Source organism: Methylobacterium pseudosasicola (assembly GCF_900114535.1).
GTDB lineage: Bacteria > Pseudomonadota > Alphaproteobacteria > Rhizobiales > Beijerinckiaceae > Methylobacterium > Methylobacterium pseudosasicola.
In genome coordinates this window covers 255608-275488 of sequence record NZ_FOTK01000002.1, presented here as the reverse complement: position 1 = coordinate 275488, position 19881 = coordinate 255608, and the positions used below count along the sequence as shown (strand labels likewise).

The 19881-nt window shown below is 68.6% G+C and carries 18 protein-coding genes and 1 pseudogene; 10 read left to right on the top strand and 9 right to left on the bottom strand.

Features of this window, described 5'->3' with window-relative positions:
- Positions 1 to 100: 100 nt before the first annotated feature.
- From BM228_RS03475 to BM228_RS03460, 4 genes and pseudogenes are all read left to right on the top strand, one after another.
- Entirely contained in the window at positions 101 to 1060 is a 960-nt protein-coding gene (locus BM228_RS03475; RefSeq protein WP_092037206.1) for a helix-turn-helix domain-containing protein, read from the top strand.
- A 27-nt stretch (positions 1061 to 1087) separates the two neighbouring features.
- Entirely contained in the window at positions 1088 to 2047 is a 960-nt protein-coding gene (locus tag BM228_RS03470; protein WP_092037204.1) for a helix-turn-helix domain-containing protein, read from the top strand.
- 188 nt (positions 2048 to 2235) lie between these two features.
- A pseudogene (locus tag BM228_RS03465) lies at positions 2236 to 3195 on the top strand (helix-turn-helix domain-containing protein).
- A 271-nt stretch (positions 3196 to 3466) separates the two neighbouring features.
- A complete protein-coding gene (locus BM228_RS03460) occupies positions 3467 to 4426 on the top strand; it encodes a helix-turn-helix domain-containing protein (protein ID WP_092037202.1) in 960 nt (319 codons plus the stop codon).
- 13 nt (positions 4427 to 4439) lie between these two features.
- Here BM228_RS03460 and BM228_RS03455 read toward each other — a convergent pair whose 3' ends face one another.
- The 5 genes from BM228_RS03455 to BM228_RS03435 all read right to left on the bottom strand — a co-directional run bounded on the left by BM228_RS03455 (position 4440) and on the right by BM228_RS03435 (position 9595).
- Positions 4440 to 5765, bottom strand: a complete 1326-nt coding sequence (locus BM228_RS03455) for an MFS transporter (protein WP_092037200.1) — start codon at positions 5763 to 5765, stop codon at positions 4440 to 4442.
- Positions 5766 to 6042: 277 nt separating this feature from the next.
- Positions 6043 to 6966, bottom strand: coding sequence for a hydroxymethylglutaryl-CoA lyase (locus BM228_RS03450; RefSeq protein WP_092037198.1), 924 nt, complete (start codon positions 6964 to 6966; stop codon positions 6043 to 6045).
- Positions 6963 to 8156 (bottom strand): CaiB/BaiF CoA transferase family protein, encoded by a 1194-nt coding sequence (locus BM228_RS03445; RefSeq protein WP_092037197.1) that lies wholly within the window; start codon positions 8154 to 8156, stop codon positions 6963 to 6965. Before BM228_RS03445 ends, BM228_RS03450 begins: the two co-directional genes overlap by 4 nt.
- Positions 8157 to 8261: 105 nt before the next feature.
- Positions 8262 to 9224 (bottom strand): LysR family transcriptional regulator, encoded by a 963-nt coding sequence (locus BM228_RS03440; RefSeq protein ID WP_425284895.1) that lies wholly within the window; start codon positions 9222 to 9224, stop codon positions 8262 to 8264.
- The gene (locus tag BM228_RS03435) at positions 9185 to 9595 is read right to left on the bottom strand and encodes a hypothetical protein (RefSeq protein WP_092037195.1); all 411 of its coding nucleotides are present in this window, start codon (positions 9593 to 9595) and stop codon (positions 9185 to 9187) included. The genes BM228_RS03440 and BM228_RS03435 overlap by 40 nt, the downstream gene beginning before the upstream one ends.
- Before the next feature lie 200 nt (positions 9596 to 9795).
- On the opposite strand from BM228_RS03435, the gene BM228_RS03430 reads away from it, so the two are divergent.
- The 3 genes from BM228_RS03430 to BM228_RS03420 are packed head-to-tail and all read left to right on the top strand — an operon-like array spanning position 9796 to position 11893.
- Complete coding sequence (locus BM228_RS03430) at positions 9796 to 10431, top strand: LemA family protein (protein WP_092037194.1); 636 nt, start codon at positions 9796 to 9798, stop codon at positions 10429 to 10431.
- 30 nt (positions 10432 to 10461) lie between these two features.
- Complete coding sequence (locus BM228_RS03425; RefSeq protein ID WP_092037192.1) at positions 10462 to 11271, top strand: TPM domain-containing protein; 810 nt, start codon at positions 10462 to 10464, stop codon at positions 11269 to 11271.
- Entirely contained in the window at positions 11261 to 11893 is a 633-nt protein-coding gene (locus BM228_RS03420; protein ID WP_092037191.1) for a TPM domain-containing protein, read from the top strand. Before BM228_RS03425 ends, BM228_RS03420 begins: the two co-directional genes overlap by 11 nt.
- Positions 11894 to 11914: 21 nt before the next feature.
- Here the strand turns inward: BM228_RS03420 and BM228_RS03415 are convergent, their stop codons facing one another.
- Genes BM228_RS03415 through BM228_RS03405 form a run of 3 tightly spaced genes read right to left on the bottom strand, consistent with a single transcriptional unit; the run spans position 11915 to position 13865 of the window.
- A complete protein-coding gene (locus BM228_RS03415) occupies positions 11915 to 12424 on the bottom strand; it encodes a hypothetical protein (RefSeq protein WP_092037189.1) in 510 nt (169 codons plus the stop codon).
- Entirely contained in the window at positions 12400 to 13290 is an 891-nt protein-coding gene (locus BM228_RS03410; RefSeq protein WP_244536998.1) for a hypothetical protein, read from the bottom strand. The genes BM228_RS03415 and BM228_RS03410 overlap by 25 nt, the downstream gene beginning before the upstream one ends.
- An 8-nt stretch (positions 13291 to 13298) precedes the next feature.
- Entirely contained in the window at positions 13299 to 13865 is a 567-nt protein-coding gene (locus tag BM228_RS03405; RefSeq protein ID WP_092037186.1) for a hypothetical protein, read from the bottom strand.
- Positions 13866 to 14298: 433 nt separating this feature from the next.
- Between BM228_RS03405 and BM228_RS03400 the strand changes: the two genes are divergently transcribed.
- Positions 14299 to 15627, top strand: a complete 1329-nt coding sequence (locus tag BM228_RS03400; protein WP_092037185.1) for a nucleotide disphospho-sugar-binding domain-containing protein — start codon at positions 14299 to 14301, stop codon at positions 15625 to 15627.
- Between the two features lie 206 nt (positions 15628 to 15833).
- Here BM228_RS03400 and BM228_RS03395 read toward each other — a convergent pair whose 3' ends face one another.
- Entirely contained in the window at positions 15834 to 16946 is a 1113-nt protein-coding gene (locus tag BM228_RS03395) for an alkene reductase (RefSeq protein ID WP_092037183.1), read from the bottom strand.
- A 355-nt stretch (positions 16947 to 17301) separates the two neighbouring features.
- On the opposite strand from BM228_RS03395, the gene BM228_RS03390 reads away from it, so the two are divergent.
- Together BM228_RS03390 and BM228_RS03385 are read left to right on the top strand one after the other, a co-directional pair.
- On the top strand, positions 17302 to 18477 hold the full coding sequence (locus BM228_RS03390) for a zinc-dependent alcohol dehydrogenase (RefSeq protein ID WP_092037182.1): 1176 nt from the start codon (positions 17302 to 17304) through the stop codon (positions 18475 to 18477).
- A 92-nt stretch (positions 18478 to 18569) separates the two neighbouring features.
- On the top strand, positions 18570 to 19748 hold the full coding sequence (locus BM228_RS03385) for an L-dopachrome tautomerase-related protein (RefSeq protein ID WP_092037180.1): 1179 nt from the start codon (positions 18570 to 18572) through the stop codon (positions 19746 to 19748).
- Positions 19749 to 19881: the final 133 nt, after the last annotated feature.

Here is a 19881-nt window from a genome sequence, read left to right as displayed (position 1 = left end):
GCTGGAAACAATATACAATATGTGTCCGGCGGCGCTTGTCTGAAGACGCGGATCCGTTGTCCCGGCTGCGCGGAATGCCGGTCGATGAAAAAATTTACTTATGGAAGCACTGTTTTCGACCGACGGTCTTAACCCGCAGCACAGCTTTCGGCGGTGGCGGGAGACGCTGGTCGGCCGAGGGGTGCCCCTCGAGCAGGCGCGCCTCGACGACGGCCCGTTCGCCGCCAAGCTGGAGGCCGCCAGCGTCGGCCCTCTCCTGCTGACCCGCGTCTCGCATGGCGCCGTCCGCAGCGAGGCGACGCGCGGGCTGATCCAGCGCAACGGCAAGGGCGACACCGTCGTGGTGATCTTCAAGCTCGCCGGCGTGTCGACCCGGAGCCAGGACGATCGCAGTTCGGCGCAGCGGCCCGGCGACTTCGTGGTGATCGACCACCGCCCGGCCGCGCATGAATCGAGCGTGGGCAGCCAGTCGATGTTCTTGGAACTCCCCCGGGAGCGCCTGGAGAGCGTGCTCGGGTCGACCCGACTCTACACCTCTCTGACGATGGGCGGGGACGTCGCCTCCACCGCGCTGACGGTCAAATTCTTCCACGAATTGGTCCGCCTACGCGACCGGCTTGATCCCGATTCAGCCGCCCGTATGGCCTCGGTCGGCGTCGACCTGATCGTCGCCAGCATCGCCGAGCGCCTCGCACTTGAGGTATCCCGGCCAGTCAGTGGCACCGTCGTGGTCCAGCGCGCCAAGGCGTTCGTTGAAGCCTATCTCGGCGACCCGACCCTCGACCCGCCGCAGCTCGCGGCTGCGATGGGCGTGTCGTTGCGCCGGCTCCAGGAACTGTTCCAGGAGCGCGGCCAGCACATCTCGGACTGGATCTGGCAGCGCCGACTGGAGGCGGCCGCCAAGCGCCTGGCCGATCCGGGCCACGCCCACCTGCCGATCGGCCCCCTGGCCTACGGCTGCGGCTTCGCCAGCCAGGCCCACTTCTCCCGCCGCTTCAAGGATCGTTTCGGCCGCACGCCCCGCGAGTATCGCCAGGCCGCCCTCGTGAGCATCCCCTAGAGCCGGCATCGCCAGGGAGCAGCACCCGTGCAACCCGTTTTCTCGACCGACGGCCTCCACCCGAAGAACAGTTTCAAGATCTGGCGTGAGGTGCTGTTCGAGCGGCTCGTGCCGATCAAGATGGAGCGCCTCGACGACAGGCCGTTCGCCGGCAAGATGGAGGTCGCCAGTGTCGGCTCCCTCCATATGTCCCGGATCACGCAAGGCGCCCTGCGGAGCGAGACGACGCCCCAGGCCGCGCGCCAGCACGACAGGGCCGGCATGGCCGTCGTTCTGTTCAAGCTCGCCGGCGCGTCCTCCTGCCTTCAGGACGGCCGGGACTCCGTGCAGCGGCCCGGCGACATCGTCGTGCTCGACCATCGACCGGCGGTGGTGACGACGGGCCCGGGCAGCCAGTCCCTGTTCCTGGAACTGCCGCGCGAGCGCCTGGAGGGCATGCTCGGGCCGACCCGGCTCTATACGGCCCTGTCGATGGGGGCGGAGCTGGCCTCAAGCAGCCTGGCCTCGACCTTCTTCCGCGAGCTGATCCAGGTGCGCCACCGGCTCGACCCCGACGCGGCGGAACGGATGGCGGCGATCGGCGTCGATCTGATCGTGGCCTGCATCGCCGAGCGGATGGCCAAGGAAGTGCCGCAGCCGCTGCACGGCACCGTCGTGGTCCAGCGCGCCAAGGCGTTCGTCGAGGCCAATCTGGGCGACCCGACCCTCGACCCGCCGCAGCTCGCCGCCGCGGTTGGCGTATCTTTGCGGCGGCTCCAGGAATTGTTCCACGAGCGCGGCCAGCACATCTCTGATTGGATCTGGCAGCGTCGGCTCGAGACGGCCGCCAAGCGTCTGACCGATCCGACCTGTGTTCATATGCAGATCGGCGCCGTGGCGTTCGCCTGCGGCTTCGCCAGCCAGGCGCACTTCTCCCGCCGCTTCAAGGAGCGGCACGGCATGTCCCCGCGGGAGTACCGGATCGCGGCTCTCATGGGGGCGGCCTGAGCGCTGTCCGCCGACATGGATCCCGTCCGGCGGACAGCGCCTCAAGATAAGGATGTTCGGTCTCGGCATGGACCCGATCGCCGGAGCAGCCAGCATCTGAGCGATTCGAAACACCCCGTCACGATCCCCCGAACTTGTCTCGACCCGCGAGATCCCATCGCGGCCAAGGAGCGGCCAGAAGGCGACACATGCAAACCGTGTTTTCGACCGGAGGGCTGCATCCCCGGGACAGCTTCAAGCGCTGGCGTGACGCGCTGGATGCGCAGGGCTCGACCGTTGACCTGCGGCAGCTCGATGATGCGCCCTTCACGGCCAAAGTAGAGAGCGGCACGGTCGGCCCTCTCCAGATCATGCGCTTGTCGCAGAGCGCCCTGCGCACCGAGATCCGGAAACCCGCCGCCTCGGTTCAGGGGCGTGAGGGAATGGTCACCGCGACCTTCAAACTCGCGGGCACATCGAACAGCTTCCAGGACGGTCGAGACGCTTCAGTGAGGGCCGGCGATCTCTACATCCTGGACCACCGGCCAGCCGTGCTGACGACGAGCGCGGGTGCCCAAGCCATGTTTCTGGAGTTGCCCCGCGAGCGCTTCGAGAGCGTGCTGGGCCCGACCCAGCTCTACACGGCGCTCCCGGCCGGGGCGGATCTCGCATCCACCGCCTTGGCGACGACCTTCATCAAGGAGTTGATCAGCCTAGGCCACAAGCTCACGCCCGATTCGGCCGCCCGCATGGCGTCCGTCGGCGTCGACCTGATCGTGGCCAGCATCGCCGAGCGCTTGGCCCGGGAGATCCCGCGGCCGCTGCACGGCACCGTCGTCGTCCAGCGTGCCAAGGCGTTCGTCGAGGCCAATCTCAGTGATCCGACGCTCGACCCGCCGCAGCTCGCGGCTGCGGTCGGCGTGTCGCTGCGCCGGCTTCAGGAGCTATTCCACGAGCGTGGCCAGCACATTTCCGACTGGATCTGAAAGCGTCGGCTGGAGGCTGCGGCCAAGCGCCTGACCGACCCGGGCTGCGCCCACTTGCCGCTCGGCACCCTGGCCTTCGGTTGCGGCTTCGCTAGCCAGGCCCACTTCTCCCGCCGTTTCAGGGAGCGCTACGGTATGCCCCCCAGCGAATACCGGCACGCGGCGCTCGTGAGTAGCGCTTAGCGCGCGCCGCCGAAGCGGATGGCAGCTCGGCGGCGCGCGCGCTGAATCGAGGACGAAGAGCCGCCGGCGCCGTACGGTGCCCGATTGCATGGACTCGCAAATTCTTGGTATATGCCCGCGGAGACACCTTACAAAGTGCGTCTGCCACGCCTCTAATATTTGTTTTTGCTCGGATATCCTTCACCAAACAATCGAAGGTTGAAGTTCATATAGCGTAAGTCGGCACCGCATTCATTTCGCAAGACCGATTGGCGAATCCGGAATCCTATTGATGAAATTACTGTTTTCAAGCGAAAAAATTCCTATTCATACACGCTTCAAACGCTGGCGGGAGACGCTCGAGGAGCAACGCCTGCCGCTTGAGCAGAAGCAACTCGATACAGCGCCCTTCGAAGCCAAGCTTGAGGTCGCCACGCTGGGCCCCCTCACGATGACGCGGGTGTCGGAAGGTCCCCTGCGCAGCGAGGCGACGCCCGGCTCCATCCGCCGTCTAGGGGATGAGGACTGCATCAGCGTCGGCTTCACGCTCGCCGGCGTGACGACGGTCCAGCAGCGGGATCGGGTATCGACTCAGCGGCAGGGCGACCTGGTGGTGATCGAACATCAGCCGACGGTGATGACGACGAGCCCAGGCAATCAATCCCTGTACCTGAAAATGCCACGCGAACGCCTGGAGAGCGCTCTCGGACCGGCCCGGCGCTACGCGGCCCTGAACCTGGGCGCGGACATGGCCACCACGACCCTGGCGATGAGCTTCTTCGAGGAGTTGAGCCGCATGCATCACCGGCTCGACCCCGTCACCGTCGACCGTATGGGGTCGATCGGCGTGGACCTGATCGTGGCCAGCATCGCCGAGCGGATGGCCAGGGACGTGCCCCTGCCGCTCAGCGGCTCCGTCCTGGTCCAGCGGGCCAAGGCCTATGTCGAGGCCCATCTCGGCGACCCGGATCTGGACCCGCGGCACCTCGCGGCGGCCGTCGGCGTATCGCTGCATCGGCTGGAAGACCTGTTCCACGAGCGCGGCCAGCAGGTCTCCGACTGGATCTGGCAGCGCCGTCTTGAGGTGGCGGCCGATCGCCTGGCCGACCCGGCCTGCGCGCACCTGACCCTCGGCACCGTGGCCGGCGGCTGCGGCTTCGGCAACCGCACCCACTTCTCCCGCCGCTTCAAGGCCCGGTTCGGTCTCGCGCCGAGCGAGTTCCGGCACGCCGTCGGGCTGGGCACACGATAGCGGTCCGCCGCACCTATTCGGGGCCGCGGTCGCTCCGGCGCAGGCTCGCCGGCATGGCGAACAGCAGGAGGGCGGCCGCCACGAGGCAGAGCGAGCCGATGACGTAGAGGGCCGGCGTCGTGGATCCGGTCAGGTCCTTCACCCAGCCGACCATCACCGGGCTGACGATGCCGCCGAACTGGCCCAGCGTGTTGATCAGCGCGATGCCGCCGGCCGCGCCGACGCCAGTGACGAGCTTGGCCGGCAGGGTCCAGAAGGTCGGGATCGAGGCGACGATGCCGGATCCGAGCAGCGCCAGCGCGATCATCAGCGGCACGATCTGCCGGTCGAACAGGCCGGCGGAGAAGAACCCGATGGCGGCGGCGATCGCCAGGCCGGCGACAAATTTCGGCCGCTCGCCGGAGGCGTCGGACAGGCGCCCGACCACCACCATGCTGATCGCCCCGCAGATGTAGGGAACCGCGGTGAGGAAGCCGATATAGGCGGCGCTGCTGCCGCTCGCGGTCTTGATCAGGTCCGGCCCCCAGAAGTTCAGCCCGTAGGAGCCGATCTGGAGCAGGAAGTAGACGAGCCCGATCATCAGGAAGCCCGGCTGGCGGATCGCGCCCAGGAGCGAATGGTCGCCGATCTCGCGATTGTGGTGGGCGATCCGGGCCGAGAGCAGCTCCTTCTCCGGCTCCGAGAGCCAGTGCGCATCGGCGATCCGGTCGTCGAGGCGCATCAGCACCAGGGCGCCGAGCAGGAGGCAGGGCAGGCCGCCGGCCAGGAACAGCCATTGCCAGCCGGCGAGCCCGGCGACACCGTTGAGGCCGCCGAGGATCAGCCCGGCCACCGGCGCGCCGACGATGCCTGAGAAGGCCGAGGCCACGAACAGGAACGAGGTGATCCGCCCGCGATGCGAAGCCGGGAACCACAGGGTCAGGTAGTACAGGATGCCGGGCGCGAAGCCCGCCTCCATGGCGCCGATGATGAAGCGCAGGGTGTAGAAGTGCCACTCGGTGCGGATGAAGATCATCAGCGCCGTGGCGATCCCCCAGGAGATCATGATCCGGGCGATCCAGCGCCGCGCGCCGACCCGGTAGAGGAACAGGTTCGACGGCACCTCGAAGATGACGTAGCCGACCACGAACATGCTGGCGCCGAGGCCGTAGGCGACGTTGCTGAAGCCGAGGTCGCTCTGCAACTGGAACTTGGCGAAGCTGATGTTGATCCGGTCGAAGAACGCGAACAGGTAGCAGACCATGATCAGCGGCATCAGCCGCCACGCAACCTTCCGGACGATGCCGGCCTCGGTCACGTCCTCTGGGCGCGCGGGCGCGCCGGTCACCGCGATGGCCATCGTGTTCCTCCCTCGATTAGGTCCGCCCGTCGAAGACGGGTTCAGAGGCGCGGGACCGCCTTCGGATGGGCGGTTTCCTCACGCTGTGTCGCGAGTCAGGGGTTTCCAAAGGGCGAGCCCTTTGGCGGGGTCAGGGGGCGGAGCCCCCGATGCATCGGGCTAGAGCATCGTCCCGGGAACCGGAACCGAGACGATGCTCTAGGCTTTTGATTTTGCATCATCTTTTCCGAAAGCCGGAAACCACCTTTCGGGATGATGCTTTAAGCCCGCCGTTCGCTCAGGCGGCCCGGGGAACCGGGTGGAGATCGCAGGGCCGGCCGGCCTTGGCGACCTGACCGGGCACCTCGTGGCCGACGAGCCGCGGCAGGTCCCGGGACAGGGCGATCAGGGCCGGCAGGTCGAGGCCGGTGCGGATACCCATCTCGTGGGCCATGCTGACCAGATCCTCGGTGCAGATGTTGCCGGTGGCGCCAGGCGCGAACGGGCAGCCGCCGAGACCGCCGAGCGCCGCATCGAAGCGGCGCGCGCCCACCTGCCAGGCGGCCAGCACGTTGGCGAGGCCGACGCCGCGGGTGTTGTGGAAATGCAGCGTCAGGTGCTCGGCCGGGACGATTTCCAGGACCCGGGCGACGAGCCGCTCGACCTGGCGCGGGTTGGCCATGCCGGTGGTGTCGGCGAGCGTGATGCCGGTGATGCCGAGGGCGCGATAGCGCTCGACCTGTGCCACCACCTTGTCGACCGGCTGGTCGCCCTCGAACGGGCAGCCGAAGGCGGTCGCCACCGTGGCGTTGGTCAGGACCGAGGCGCCCTTCACGGTCTCCATGATCCTGGAAAACCCCGCGATCGAGTCGTCCGGGCTCATGCCCATATTGGCGCGGTTGTGGGTCTCGCTCACCGAGGCGACGAGGTTGATCTCGTCGACCCCGGCCGCCAGCGCCCGCTCGGCGCCCTTCGGGTTGGGTATCAGCGCCACATAGACCGTGCCGGGCCGGCGGCGGATCCCGGAAAAGACTTCGGCGGCGTCCCGCAGGGCCGGCACCGCCTTGGGCGAGACGAAGGACGAGACCTCGATGCGAGAGAAACCCGCCTCCGAGAGCGCGTTCACCAGGGCGATTTTTTCCGCGGTCTCGACCCAGGCCGCCTCGATCTGGAGGCCGTCGCGGGGCGCCACCTCCTGGACCAGCATCATGGTGTCGCTCATTTGACTGCTCCCGCGTCGCGCAGCGTCTGGATCGCGGTCGCGTCGAGGCCGAGATCGGCCAGAACCGCGTCGGTATGGGCGCCGAGCGCCGGCCCCTGCCAGCGCACCGTCCCGGGGGTGCCCGAGAGCTTCGGCACGATGCCGGGCATCTTCACCGGCGTGCCGCCGGGCAGCTCCGCTTCGAGGATCATATCGCGGGCCTGGTAATGCGGGTCGGCGACGATGTCGGCCACCGAATAGATCCGGCCGGCCGGCACGTCCGCGGCATCGAGCGCCGCGAGCGCATCCTCGACGCTGCGGGCCTTCGACCAGTCGCCGATCACGCCGTCGAGCATGGCGGCGTGCTGCGAGCGGCCGTCATTCGAGCGCATCCGCGGGTCCTCGGCGAGGTCGGGACGGCCGATGGCCTTCATCAGCCGGCGGAAGATCGGATCGCTGTTGCCCGCGATCACGACGAAGCCGCCATCCTGGGTCGGGTAGGTGTTGGACGGAGTGATGCCGGGCAGCGCGCCGCCGGTGCGGGTGCGGATCTCGCCCAGCAGGTCGTATTCGGGGACCAGGCTCTCCATGACGTTGAACACGCTCTCGACCAGCGAGACGTCCACCACTTGCCCGGCGCCGCCATTCACCTTGACGTTCAGGATCGACATCAGCGCGCCGATCACGCCGTGGAGCGAGGCCAGGGTGTCGCCGATGCTGACGCCGACCCGGGCCGGGGGGCTGTCGGGAGAGCCGGTGGTGTAGCGGATGCCGCCCATCGCCTCGCCGATAGCGCCGAAGCCCGGCCGGTCGCGATACGGCCCGGTCTGGCCGTAGCCGGAAATGCGGACCATCGTTAGATTCGGGTTGAGGGAAGAGAGCACGTCCCAGCCGAGCCCGAGCTTCTCCAGGCCGCCGGGCCGAAAATTCTCGACCACGACGTCGGCGCTCGCGGCGAGGCGCTTGACGATGTCGAGGCCGTCCGGCGTCTTCAGGTTGACGGCGATCGACTTCTTGTTGCGCGACTGGAGATACCACCACAGCGAGGTATCGCCGTGCATCTTGCGCCAGGTGCGCAGGGGGTCGCCACCCTCGGGCGACTCGACCTTTATCACCTCGGCACCGAACTCGGCCAGGAGCTTGGTGGCGAAGGGTGCGGCGATGAGCTGGCCGAGTTCCAGCACACGGATCCCGTTGAGCGGACCTGACACCGTCGTTCTCTCCCTGTCTTTGCCTGAAGGATACGACCAGCGGTTGGGCGATGTCCAAACGCGATGCGTTAACCTGCGTTCTCCTGACGCGAACGCAAGTGCCCTCTAATCTCCAGCCGTGCGCAGATGGTCGAGGAGCAGGGCGGCGGCGGGTGGCAGAGCGCCGGACCGGACCACCAGGGTCAACGTCCGCGTGGCCCACGGATCGGTCAGCGGCACCGCGGCGAGCCGCATCTGCGGCCCGAGCAGAGCGTAGACCCCCTCGGGGATCGTTCCGAGGCCCATCCCGGCCTGGGCCATCCGGCAGATGCCGTCGAAGCTCGGCACGTGGATCCGCAGGCGCAGCGGGCGCCCGAGGCGGCGGGCCTCGTCCCGCAGGGCCGCGTAGATCGAGCTCTCCACGTGCAGGCCGACATGATCGTAATCGAGGGTGTCGGCGAGCGCGATTGCGGCGCGCCCGCTCAGCGGATGATCGGCGGGCATGACCAAGACCAACCGGTCGCCGCGATACGGATAGGCGGTGAGCGAGCGGGTATCGGTACCGCCGGCGCAGATCCCCAGATCGGCCACGCCCTCCTCGACGCCGAGCACCACGCCGCCGCTCGGCCGCTCCGCCAGGTCCACCCGGATCCGCTCCTGCGCGGCCAGGAAGACCTGAAGGTCCTCGGGCAAGAACTGCACGATGGCCGAGAGGTTGGCGAGCATCCGCACGAAGCCGCGCACCCCGTGCGCGTGCTCGGCGAGTTCGAGCGCCATCTGCTCGGCGCTCGCCAGCATCCGGCGGGTGTGGTGCAGCAGGGTCTCGCCGGCCGGCGTCAGGCGCATCCCCCGCGGCTCGCGGGTGAGCAGGGTGCAGCCCAGGGCATGCTCCAGCTCGGCCAGCCGCTTGCTCACCGCCGAGGGGGCGATCGCCGCCCGACGCGCGGCGCCGTTGAGCGTCCCTGCCTCGCAGATCGCCGCGAACAGGCGCAGCGTCTTGAGGTCGAGGCGGCTGACGGTCGCCGCGGTGGGAAGCGTCTCGCGAATGCTCAGGATCCTTTCTTCGCGGCCTCCTGAGGCCCACGCCAATCCCGGGCGCCAACTGGCTGGCCGTGCCTGCCGTGGCCGAGCTTCGCCCCCTGCCGGTTGACCAGGCCGAAGCGCAGGACCGCCTGCTCGAGAAAGTCGATGGCCTCGACGAGATGGGCGCGGGCGGCGGCGATCACGTCCTCGCCCTCCTCCACGGGAGTTTCGGCGAGGTTCACCGCGGCGATCAGCACCCGGTCGCGTTCCTCCTCGATCCGCCGGTCGCGCTCGACATGGCCGCGGACCTTCGCGTCGAACGCTTCGATCACCGACCAGGGCAGCGCGTCCTTGTTCACAGGCGCCCGGAAGGCGAGCGCGTGGCGCCGTGCCGCCGCGGCGGCGGCCCTGACGTGGTCGGCGAGTTCTGCATCCATCCCGGGTCTCCGTGCAGTCTCAACGCTTGGATCAGGCATCGTCGTTTTCCGAAAGCCGGCAACCACCGTTCGGGACGATGCTGTCTCGAACGCGCACCTGTCCCGCCCGTTGCCGTGGCACTTACCTTGACAAGGCGCGCCCTTATCTCTCGGAACTGTGATCGGTGTACCGGGCCTGGCCCGGACAGGAGTTAGCCTGAATGGTCTCGATGCTGAACGCCGGCGCCCTGCGCCCGACATCCGCGGCGGCGCGCCTTCTCGGCGTGCTCACGATCCTGCTGGTCGCCACCGGCCTGTCCGGCTGCGGCGCGATCAACCGCGTGCCGACCCTTGAGGAGCAGGCCAAGTCCTCCTGGAGCGAGGTTCAGAACCAGTACCAGCGCCGGGCCGACCTGATCCCGAACCTGGTCGAGACCGTGAAGGGCTATGCTCAGCAGGAGAAGGACGTGCTGATCGGCGTCACCGAGGCCCGGGCCAAGGCGTCGAGCGTGAAGGTCGATGCCTCGACGGTGAGCGACCCGCAGAAGTTCAAGGAATTCCAGGACGCCCAGAACCAGCTCTCCGGGGCGCTCGGGCGCCTGCTGGTCACGGTGGAAAAGTACCCCGACCTGAAGTCGAACCAGAACTTCCTCGCCCTGCAATCGCAGCTCGAAGGCACCGAGAACCGCATCGCCGTGGCGCGGCGCGACTATATCGGCGCGGTCCAGGCCTACAACACCGAGCTGCGCACCATCCCGGGCCGCTGGATCGCCGCGATCCTCTATCCCGAGGCCAAGCCGATGGAGACGTTCTCGGCGACCCCGAATGCCGACCGGCCGCCGAATGTGAAGTTCTAGAGGCGGCGCGTTTCGATGCGGCTTTTGTAAATGCGCCTCATGGGCTTGAGCGCCGGGACGCTGGTGCGGCTCTTCCTCGCCCTGGTCGTCTTGTTCGCGTGCCTGGCGGTCTACGCGGTCGGGGCGCTGGCCGTCGACCTGACCTTCCCGCCGCTCACCGGGCGCGTGGTCGATGGCGCCGGCATCCTCACGGAGGACCAGCGCACGGCCCTGGAAGCCAAGCTGAAGGCGCAAGAGGATAAGACCTCGGACCAGGTCGTGGTCGCGACCGTGCCCAATCTCCAGGGCACGACCGTCGAGGACTACGCCAACCGGCTGTTCCGCGCGTGGAAGCTCGGGCAGGCCAAGACCAACAACGGCGCCCTGCTGCTGGTGGCGCCGAGCGAACGCAAGGTGCGGATCGAGGTCGGCTACGGCCTCGAAGGGGCGCTCACCGACGCGCTCTCCCGGGTGATCATCGCCAGCGCGATCACGCCGCGGTTCAAGACCGGCGATTATTACGGGGGGATCGACGCCGGCATCGACGGGATTTTGGGGATCCTGTCGGGGGACGCGCAGGAGTGGCAGCGCAAGCCGCAGGTCCGCGCCGACGAGGTCGATCCCACGCAGGTCGCGGTCTTCGTCATCCTGTTCCTGGTCGTGCTGTTCGTGGCTTGGCGCATGAGCCGCAGCGGCACCGGCCGGGCCGGACGCGGCGGCGGCATCGTGTTCCTGCCCGGCCCCGGCTCGGGCGGATGGAGCGGCGGCTTCTCGGATGGCGGCTCGTCGGGCGGCTTCGGCGGCGGGTTTTCCGGCGGGGGCGGCTCGTCGGGCGGCGGGGGAGCCTCGGGTGACTGGTAGGATCGCCGACCTTCTTCCTCCGGCGGCCTGCGAGCGCCTCGCCGCGGCGGTGTCCCGGGCGGAAGCCGGCACGTCCGGCGAGATCGTCGTGATGGTCAGCCGGCGGGCGGGCGCCTACCGCTCCGTGGTGCTACTCGCGGCCCTGATCGCCGCGCTGATCCTGCCCTGGCCGCTGATCGCGCTGACCGGCTGGAGCGCGACCGCCATCCTGCTGGCCCAGGCGGCCTTGGTGGCCGCGATCCTAGGGCTGAGCCAGAACGAGCGGCTGCGCCTCGCCCTGGTGCCGCGCCGGCTGCGCAGCGCCCGGGCCCGCGAGGCCGGCCAGCGGGCCTTCTGGTCCCGGGGCCTGAGCCGCACCCGATCCCGCACCGGCGTGCTGCTCTACCTGTCGCTGGCCGAGCGCCATGCCGAGATCGTCACGGATCTCGGCGTGCTCCAGCGCATCCCGGCGCAAGCCTGGGACGGGATCCTGGCCGACCTCACCCGGGCCCTGGCGCGGGGCGAGATCGAGGGCGGATTGACCGCGGCGGTCGAGCGCATCGGCGCCTGCCTGGCCGAGCATCTGCCGGCCGGCCCGCACGATCGGGACGAATTGCCGAACCGGGTGATCGTCGCGGATTAGCGCCGCGTCCGGAGACTGAGCCTAGCCGCGGATTCGCCGCAGCGCGGCCATGGCCTCCTCGGGCGAGGCGCCGCAGCCCGCCGGCACGACCAGTTTCACGGCCAGCTCGTGCCGCGTCGCGACCCCGTTCAGTCCCAGAACCGCCCCCGCCCGACGCTGGACATACAGGACGCTCAGCTGCATCGCGGCCCGGGGGCCTTCGAGGGTCCAGCCCCGATAGACGTAGGCGACCCGATCACTCGGATCGCGCGGCGCCGCCAGCGACGTGTCGGCGCCATGCGGCGAAGGCTCCACGAAATCCGCCGTCACCGGCAGCGGGCAGGCAGCGGTCCAGACCATCCGGCGCACGGCCTCGGCGCGGGGCAGGACCACGCCCTCCCCGAGATCGACCATGGCCGCGTCGGCCGGCTCCGGGGGCGCCGGGTTTCCGTAGGTCTGGACCCGCACCGACACCGAGAAGGCGAGCAGCAGGCATAGGGCGGCGAGCCCCGCCCGGTCCGCGTTGATCAGGCGGGTCGCGCGGGCGGGCACGGCGTCCTCTCGACATGGAGCACGATCGGCAGGAGCGACGCCGCGACGGAGACGAGCGCCACGGTGACCGAGCCGGCCCCGTCGTGCCAGTCGCGATAGGCCTCCGCGGAGGGGAGCATCGCCAGGATCCGGGCGATGTTGATCGCCACCACCAGGACGGCGCTCACCGCCAGGGCGCCGAGTGCCCCTCCGCTAATCGACCGGCCGGCAATCTTGAGCACGCACAGCCAGATCAGGGCCGCCAGCGACAGGTTGTGGAACGCCGAACAACCCTCCAGCATGACGATCGACCAGTCCGGGTGGGCGCTGAGATAGGCGCCGCTCGCCTGCAGCCCAGGGAAGACGACGCGCCCGACCCAGGCCATCACCGCGACCTCGAACGGCTCGATGGCGTGGTAGAACAGCTTGAAGACGAGCTTGCTCCACAATTCGCAGAGCGACAGCGCGAGCCAGATCTGGCCGATATCGGCGAGCAGGCGGTCCCGGGCGCGCCGGGCGAGGAGCCAAGCCGCGGCCAGCGTCATGCCGGCATAGACGGCGTGGGGCTCGGGCAGGGACCAGCTCAGCGCGCAGGCGATCAGGATGGCGAGGTCGGTCCGGGTCAGCGCCGGCCGATGATGCCGTGCCGCGAAGAGGATCGCCGCGGTGGCCAGGGTTGCGAACACCTCGCCGAACTTGAGCTCGACCAGGCGCTGAAGACCCGGATCGGGTTCGAGCAACAGGCGTTGCAGCGCGGCGGAGAGGGCCGTGCCGCAGCCGAAGACCAGCAGGCTCCAGCTCGCGGCGTGAACGGGCAGGGTCGTCGCGAGCGCGCGGGCCGCCTCGATCGGCCCGCCCATGCCACCCCGTGTCAGGATTCCGGCCATCCGGGCGCTCAAGCGGCGGCCGGCGCGCGGCGCCTGCGCCGGAGGAAGGCGACGGTGCCTCCCGCCAGGGCGAGACCCAGCACCGCGTTGATCTCAGGAGCTGGCGCACCGCCGGAATGGCCGCCGGAACCGGCATCGAGGGAGAAGAGGCCGGCAAAGGCGCCGTCAGCCCCGTACGAGGCTGCTGCAACGGGGCCGGTCACCGTGTGCCCGCCTCCCCCCGAGCCGCCGCCCGCCCCGCCGGACGCGGCGCTCTTGACCACATAGGACGCGCCGGCCGTGGCCGAGTCGATGGATGGCGGCGACAGCAGCCCCGGGAAGGTCGACCCGCCCCCGAAACAGGTCACCGTGCGGGCGAACGCATCCCCTCCGAGCAAAGCATCCAGGCTCGCGAAGCGTCTGGAACGGGTCAGACCGGAGGCGGAGGTGGGCGGCGCTGCGCCCCCATCGCGGGACTCGAGAGGCTGGCAGACGAAGTCACGGATCAGATCGACGGGCTCTGCCTGGGCAGAACTGATCTGACCGAACAGGCACAGGGCGGCGACAACGGCAGCACGCGACAGGCGTTCCTTCATTGCCCCCTCCACCCCGATTTCTGACGTCACGGCCCACGGGTTCTGAACATGCGGATCGTTATTGAATGGCGTTAACCAAGTTATTGGGGCCTTCAATATAGGCTGATATGTTGGCGCGTTGACGCGCAGGTCAACTTCGGGTTTCTACTGAATTATTGCGTATTCAACGCTGTTAATCATTAAAGGACTTGTTGACGCTAACAGCCAAGGTCTGGGTCGCGACGGGCGAGACGGTCCAGACGCGCAATGTCCTCCGCTGGGACGCAGGAGGGGCCGGATTTGTGCGCTGCCGCACGAAGCCCGGCGCCTTGCGGTAACTTGGCGGGCCCAAAGGCGATTCTTCTTCATAGACCGCTTGGGCCGGACCACGTCCGCCCGCGGGATGCCGGCTTCGGACGACGGAGCGCGACCGGCATCATCCGAGGAGACCGCCATGAAGATCCTGATCGCCGCGACGCCGCTCACCGGCCATGTGAACCCGATGCTCGCCATCGGCCGTGCCGCCGCCGCTCGGGGCGACGACGTGATCGTGCTCACCGATCCCGCCTTCCAGGCGAAGGTCGAGGCGGCAGGCCTGCGCTTCGCGCCCTACGCGGACAACGACTCCGCCGGATTTCTCGAGACGACGCTGCCGGCCGGTCCGGAGCGGTTCCGGCGCGAGTTCCAGCGGCGCTTCATCGATCCGATCCCAGTCCAGACCGCCGCCCTGCGGGCCCTGATCGCCGAGGAGGCGCCGGACGTGATCGTCGCCGGCAGCATGTTCCTCGGGGTACTGCCGCTGCTCCTGGATTCCACGCCGCGGCCGCCGATCGTGACCGCCAATATCAGCTTCCTGTTCCTCGACCGGCCGGATCACGCCCCGGTCGGCCTCGGCCTGCCGCCGGCCCGCGACCAGACCGAGCTGGCGCGTTACGCCGCCCTGAAGGCCGGCATGGATGCGGGCTTCACCAACCCGGTCCGGGCCTATGCCGACGCTCAGCTCGCCCGGCTGGGCGTGCCGCCGTTGCCGGCTTCTCTGCCGCACTCGATCGTGGTGCTGCCCGACCTGTTCCTCCAGCCCACCGTGCCGGGCTTCGAGTACGATTACGGCGCGCTGCCCCCGGGTGTCCGCTTCATCGGGCTGCTCCAGCCCCCGGCCCCGCCCGCGCCCCTGCCGGATTGGTGGCCGGAGCTGGAACGGGCCAATGAACAGGGCAAGCCCGTCGTCCTGGTCACGCAGGGCACCCTCGCCAACGCGGATTTCGGAGATCTGGTCGAGCCGACGCTCGCCGCCCTGGCCGACCGGGACGATCTGCTGGTCCTGGCCACCACGGGCGGGCGGCCGGTCGAGGCGCTGCGGAGGCCGGTTCCAGCCAACACCCGGGTCGCGCGGTTCCTGCCGTTCCGCGAATTGCTGCCTCGCGTCAGTGTGCTGGTCACTAATGGCGGCTACGGCAGCGTCTCGCAGGCGCTCGCCAACGGCGTGCCGATCGTCTCGGCCGGACTGACCGAGGACAAGGCGGAGGTGAACGCCCGCATCGGCTGGTCGGGCGTCGGCCTCAACCTCGCCACCAACACGCCGAGCCCCGACGCTCTACGGACGGCGGTGACGCGGGTGCTCGACGAGCCGAGCTTCCGGCAGAGGGCTGGTGTGTTGCAGGAGGCTTTCGCGGCACGGGATGCGATGGCCGGGATTCTGGGCGCGATCGATGATCTCAGCCGCTCCGGGCCGGTTCGCCGCGATGGTACGGGCGCAGCTTTGCCGTTGGCGAAGTCGGCGTGAGACCGGCTAGCGATTGGCTGGGACCAGCGACTCGACCATCGGTTCTCGTTCGCATTCCCGTGTCCTAGAACACCGTCGATCGCCTTCGGATGCTGCGAAGCGTTTCGAAACGTGAAACGGGAAAATGTTTCCCGTGAAACATTCACAGGTTTAACGGGCCGTCCCGGCGGAGCGCAGCGCCCCGCCGGATCGCATGTTCCGGTCGGTCAGCGCCGAACGGCCACAGGGCCGTTCATGCCGGGCCAATCGGAATAGCCGTTGGTGCCGCCACCGTACCAATAGGGCTTGGGCGCCTCGGCCAAGGGGGCGCCGCTCGCCAAGCGGCCGACGAGATCGGGATTGGCGATATAGGGGCGGCCGAAGCTGAACAGGTCGGCCCGGCCCTCGGCTAATTCTTTCTCGGCGAGATCCAGGGTGAGTTGGTTGTTGCCGATATAGGCGCCAGTGAACCGGCGGCGCAGGTCGAGGAAATCGACGCCGTCTGGCACGTCGCGGGTCTGCTGGGTCACGCCCTCGATCGTGTGGACGTAGAGCAGGCCGAAGCCGTTCAGCGCGTCGACATAGGCGCCGTAGGTGGCGTGCGGGTCGGAATCGAGCGGCGTCTCGCCGGGCTGCGTGGTTGCAGGCGACAGGCGAATGCCGACCCGGGCGCCGCCGCCCCAGACTTCGGTGACCGCGCGAACCACCTCCAGCGGAAAGCGCAGGCGGTTCTCGATGGAGCCGCCGTAGCGGTCGGTGCGCCTGTTGGTGGAATCGCGGACGAACTGCTCCAGCAGGTAATTGTTGGCCGAATGGATCTCGACGCCGTCGAAGCCCGCCCGCTTGGCGTTCTCGGCCGCGCGCCGGTAGTCCTCGACGATCCCCGGGATCTCGTCTGTCTCGAGCGCCCGGGGCGTCACGTGGGGCTTCATGCCGTCCTGCGTGAAGGCGGTGCCCTCGGGCTTGATCGCCGAGGCCGAGACTGGGAGCTCGCCGCCGGGCTGAAGCTCCGGATGCGAGATCCGGCCGGTATGCCAGAGCTGCAGGAAGATCAGTCCGTCATTGGCGTGGATGGTCTTCACGATCCGGGACCAGCTCTCGACCTGCGCCTCGGACCAGATCCCCGGCGTGTAGGCGTAGCCGACGCCCTGGGGGGAGATGTTGGTCGCCTCCGAAATGATCAGGCCGGCATTGGAGCGCTGCCCGTAATAATCGGCGGCGAAATCCGGCGGCACGCCCTCGTTGTTGGAGCGGCTGCGGGTGAGCGGCGCCATCACCACCCGGTTCTTGAGGGTCAGGTCACCGATGGTGACGGGCTGAAGGATTGGGCTGGTCGGCATGAAACCTCGGAGGCGGCTCAATGTAGGAGGCCGAGCGGCGTCGGCGACCGTCGCCGACCCTCGGAAAGTCGGCATCACGACGCCGGTACGCTCGGGATGGATGGTCGATAACCGGCTGAGGTCGGGCCTCGGTTCCCCCACCGTGTTTCGATCGCCCTCCCCCGAGGCCGCGCAGGCCAGCGGTGCGGAATGCCGCAGGAACCGGATCCCAGGGCAGGTCTTGCCTCACAGGCGAGGTCGCGAGCGGCTCGGACCCGCGCTTCGCCTCAGCGGAACTTGACTGGACGGCTGGGGACTTGCCCCGGCGAGGCCGCGTCCTGCGGCTGTGCTTCCCCCGATCTGGAGAACCAACGCGATGAAGGCTCTGTGCTGGCACGGCAAGAACGACATCCGCTGCGACACGGTCCCGGATCCGGTAATCGAGGATGCCCGCGACGTGATCATCAAGGTGACGAGCTGCGCGATCTGCGGCTCGGATCTCCATTTGATGGACGGCCAGATGCCGACCATGAAATCCGGTGACGTGCTCGGCCACGAGTTCATGGGCGAGGTCGTCGAGGTCGGCCAGGGCTTCACCAAGTTCCGGAAGGGCGACCGGATCGTCGTACCGTTCAACATCAATTGCGGCGCCTGCCGCCAGTGCAAGCTCGGCAACTGGTCGGTCTGCGAGCGCTCGAACCGCAACGGCGAAATGGCGGCCGCACAGTTCGGCTACCCGACCGCGGGCCTGTTCGGCTACTCGCACCTCACCGGCGGCTATGCCGGCGGCCAGGCCGAGTACGTGCGCGTCCCCATGGCCGACGTAGCACCCATGAAGGTGCCGGACGGGATGGACGACGAGTCGGTCCTGTTCCTCACCGACATCCTGCCCACCGGCTGGCAGGGCGCCGAGCATTGCGAGATCCAGGGCGGCGAGATCATCGCGATCTGGGGGGCTGGGCCGGTCGGCCTGTTCGCGATCCAGTCGGCCAAGATTATGGGCGCCGGGCGCATCATCGCCATCGACACGGTGCCCGAGCGCCTTGCCTTGGCGAAGAAATCCGGCGCCACCGACATCATCGACTTCATGAACGAGGATGTGTTCGAGCGGATCAAGGAGATCAGCAAGGGTCAAGGCGCCGACGGCGTGATCGACTGCGTCGGCATGGAGGCGAGCGCCGGCCATGGCGGCCTCACCGGCGTGCTCTCGACGCTCCAGGAGAAGCTGACCTCCACCGAGCGCCCCTACGCGCTGGCTGAGGCGATCAAGGCGGTGCGGCCCTGCGGCATCGTCTCGGTGCCCGGCGTCTATGGCGGCCCGGTCCCGGTCAACATGGGCTCGATCGTCCAGAAGGGCCTGACCCTCAAGAGCGGCCAGACCCACGTGAAGCGTTACCTGGAGACGCTGACCAAGCTGATCCAGGAGGGCAAGTTCGACATGACCTCGATGATCACCCACCGTTCGACCAACCTCGCGGACGGTCCGGACCTCTACAAGACGTTCCGCGACAAGGCCGATGGCTGCGTGAAGGTCGTCTTCCACCCGAACTGAGCCCGAACGCGGCGCGTTCACCGCCGCTCGGAGTGCCCCGGTCTCCACGGACCGGGGCCGATACTGACGACCGTTCCCAGGATAGATCCCGTATGACGATGCCGGTTACCCGCACCCTGTTGCCCGTCCTCCTCTCCGCCCTCGCCGGTCCGGCCCTGGCGCAGGAGCCCGTCGCCGCAACGTCGCCGCCGGCCGGTTCGGCGGCGCTGACCCAGGTCGCGCGCTTCCAGCATCAGGTCACCGGCGTGACCGTGGCGCAGGATGGCCGGATCTTCGTGAACTTCCCGCGCTGGACCGAGGATTCCCCGGTCTCGGTGGCGGAGCTGAAGGACGGCAAGCCCGTCCCCTACCCCGACGCGGAATGGAATTCCTGGCGCAACGCCCGCAAGGACGAGGTCGACCCCAAGACCCATTTCGTCTGCGTGCAGAGCGTTGTCGCCGACCGGCAGGGCCGGCTCTGGGTGGTCGATGCCGCCGCCCCCGCCATGGCGGCCGTGGTCAAGGACGGGCCGAAGCTCGTGGCGATCGACCTGAAGACCAACTCTGTGGCGAAGACGATCGCGTTCGATCCGCTGGTTGCCCCGCAGGGCTCATACCTGAACGACGTGCGGATCTCGCCGGATGGCAAGACCGCCTACCTCACCGATTCCGGCGCCGAGGGCGCGCTGGTGGTGGTCGATATCGAGTCCGGCAAGGCCAAGCGGCTGCTCGCGGGCGTGCCCGCGACCATGCCCGACACCACCGTCACCGTGACCTATGACGGCAAGCCCCTGCGGCGGCCGGACGGGCGCGGCGTCGAGTTCTCGGCCGACGGCATCGCCCTCTCGCCGGACGGCAAGACGCTCTACTGGCAGGCGATCAAGGGCAAGACCCTCTACAGCCTGCCCACCGACGCGCTCACCGGCTGGGTCACCGCGAGCCTCGTGCCGGAAACGCTGGCCGATAAGAGCCTCGCCGGCAAGGTCGTTTCCGTCGGCGAGAACGGGCCGGCCGACGGGCTGCTCATCGACCGCGACGGCAGCCGCATGTACGTGACCTCCCCGCAGGATGACTCGATCAAGGTCCGCGACCTCGCGGCCAAGGAGTCCGGCTTGACCACGCTGGTGCAGGATCCGCGGCTGCGCTGGCCGGACACGTTCAGCCAGGGTCCGGACGGGACGGTCTACGTCACGACCTCGCACATCCAGGACTCGGCCTTCTACAAGGATGGGGCTCCGAATGCCCTGCCGACCGAGTTGTGGAGCTTCAAGCCGCCAGCCGCGTCGCGCTGAGGCGGATAGAGAATCCGGGCCGCTTGTCGGTGTGGCCCGGAACTCGAACGTGTACGACCCGACGGGGCGAATATCAGTCTCTGTGATGCTCATTGCCTAAACATGGGCAGACCGAAGGCCTGTAACCGTCACT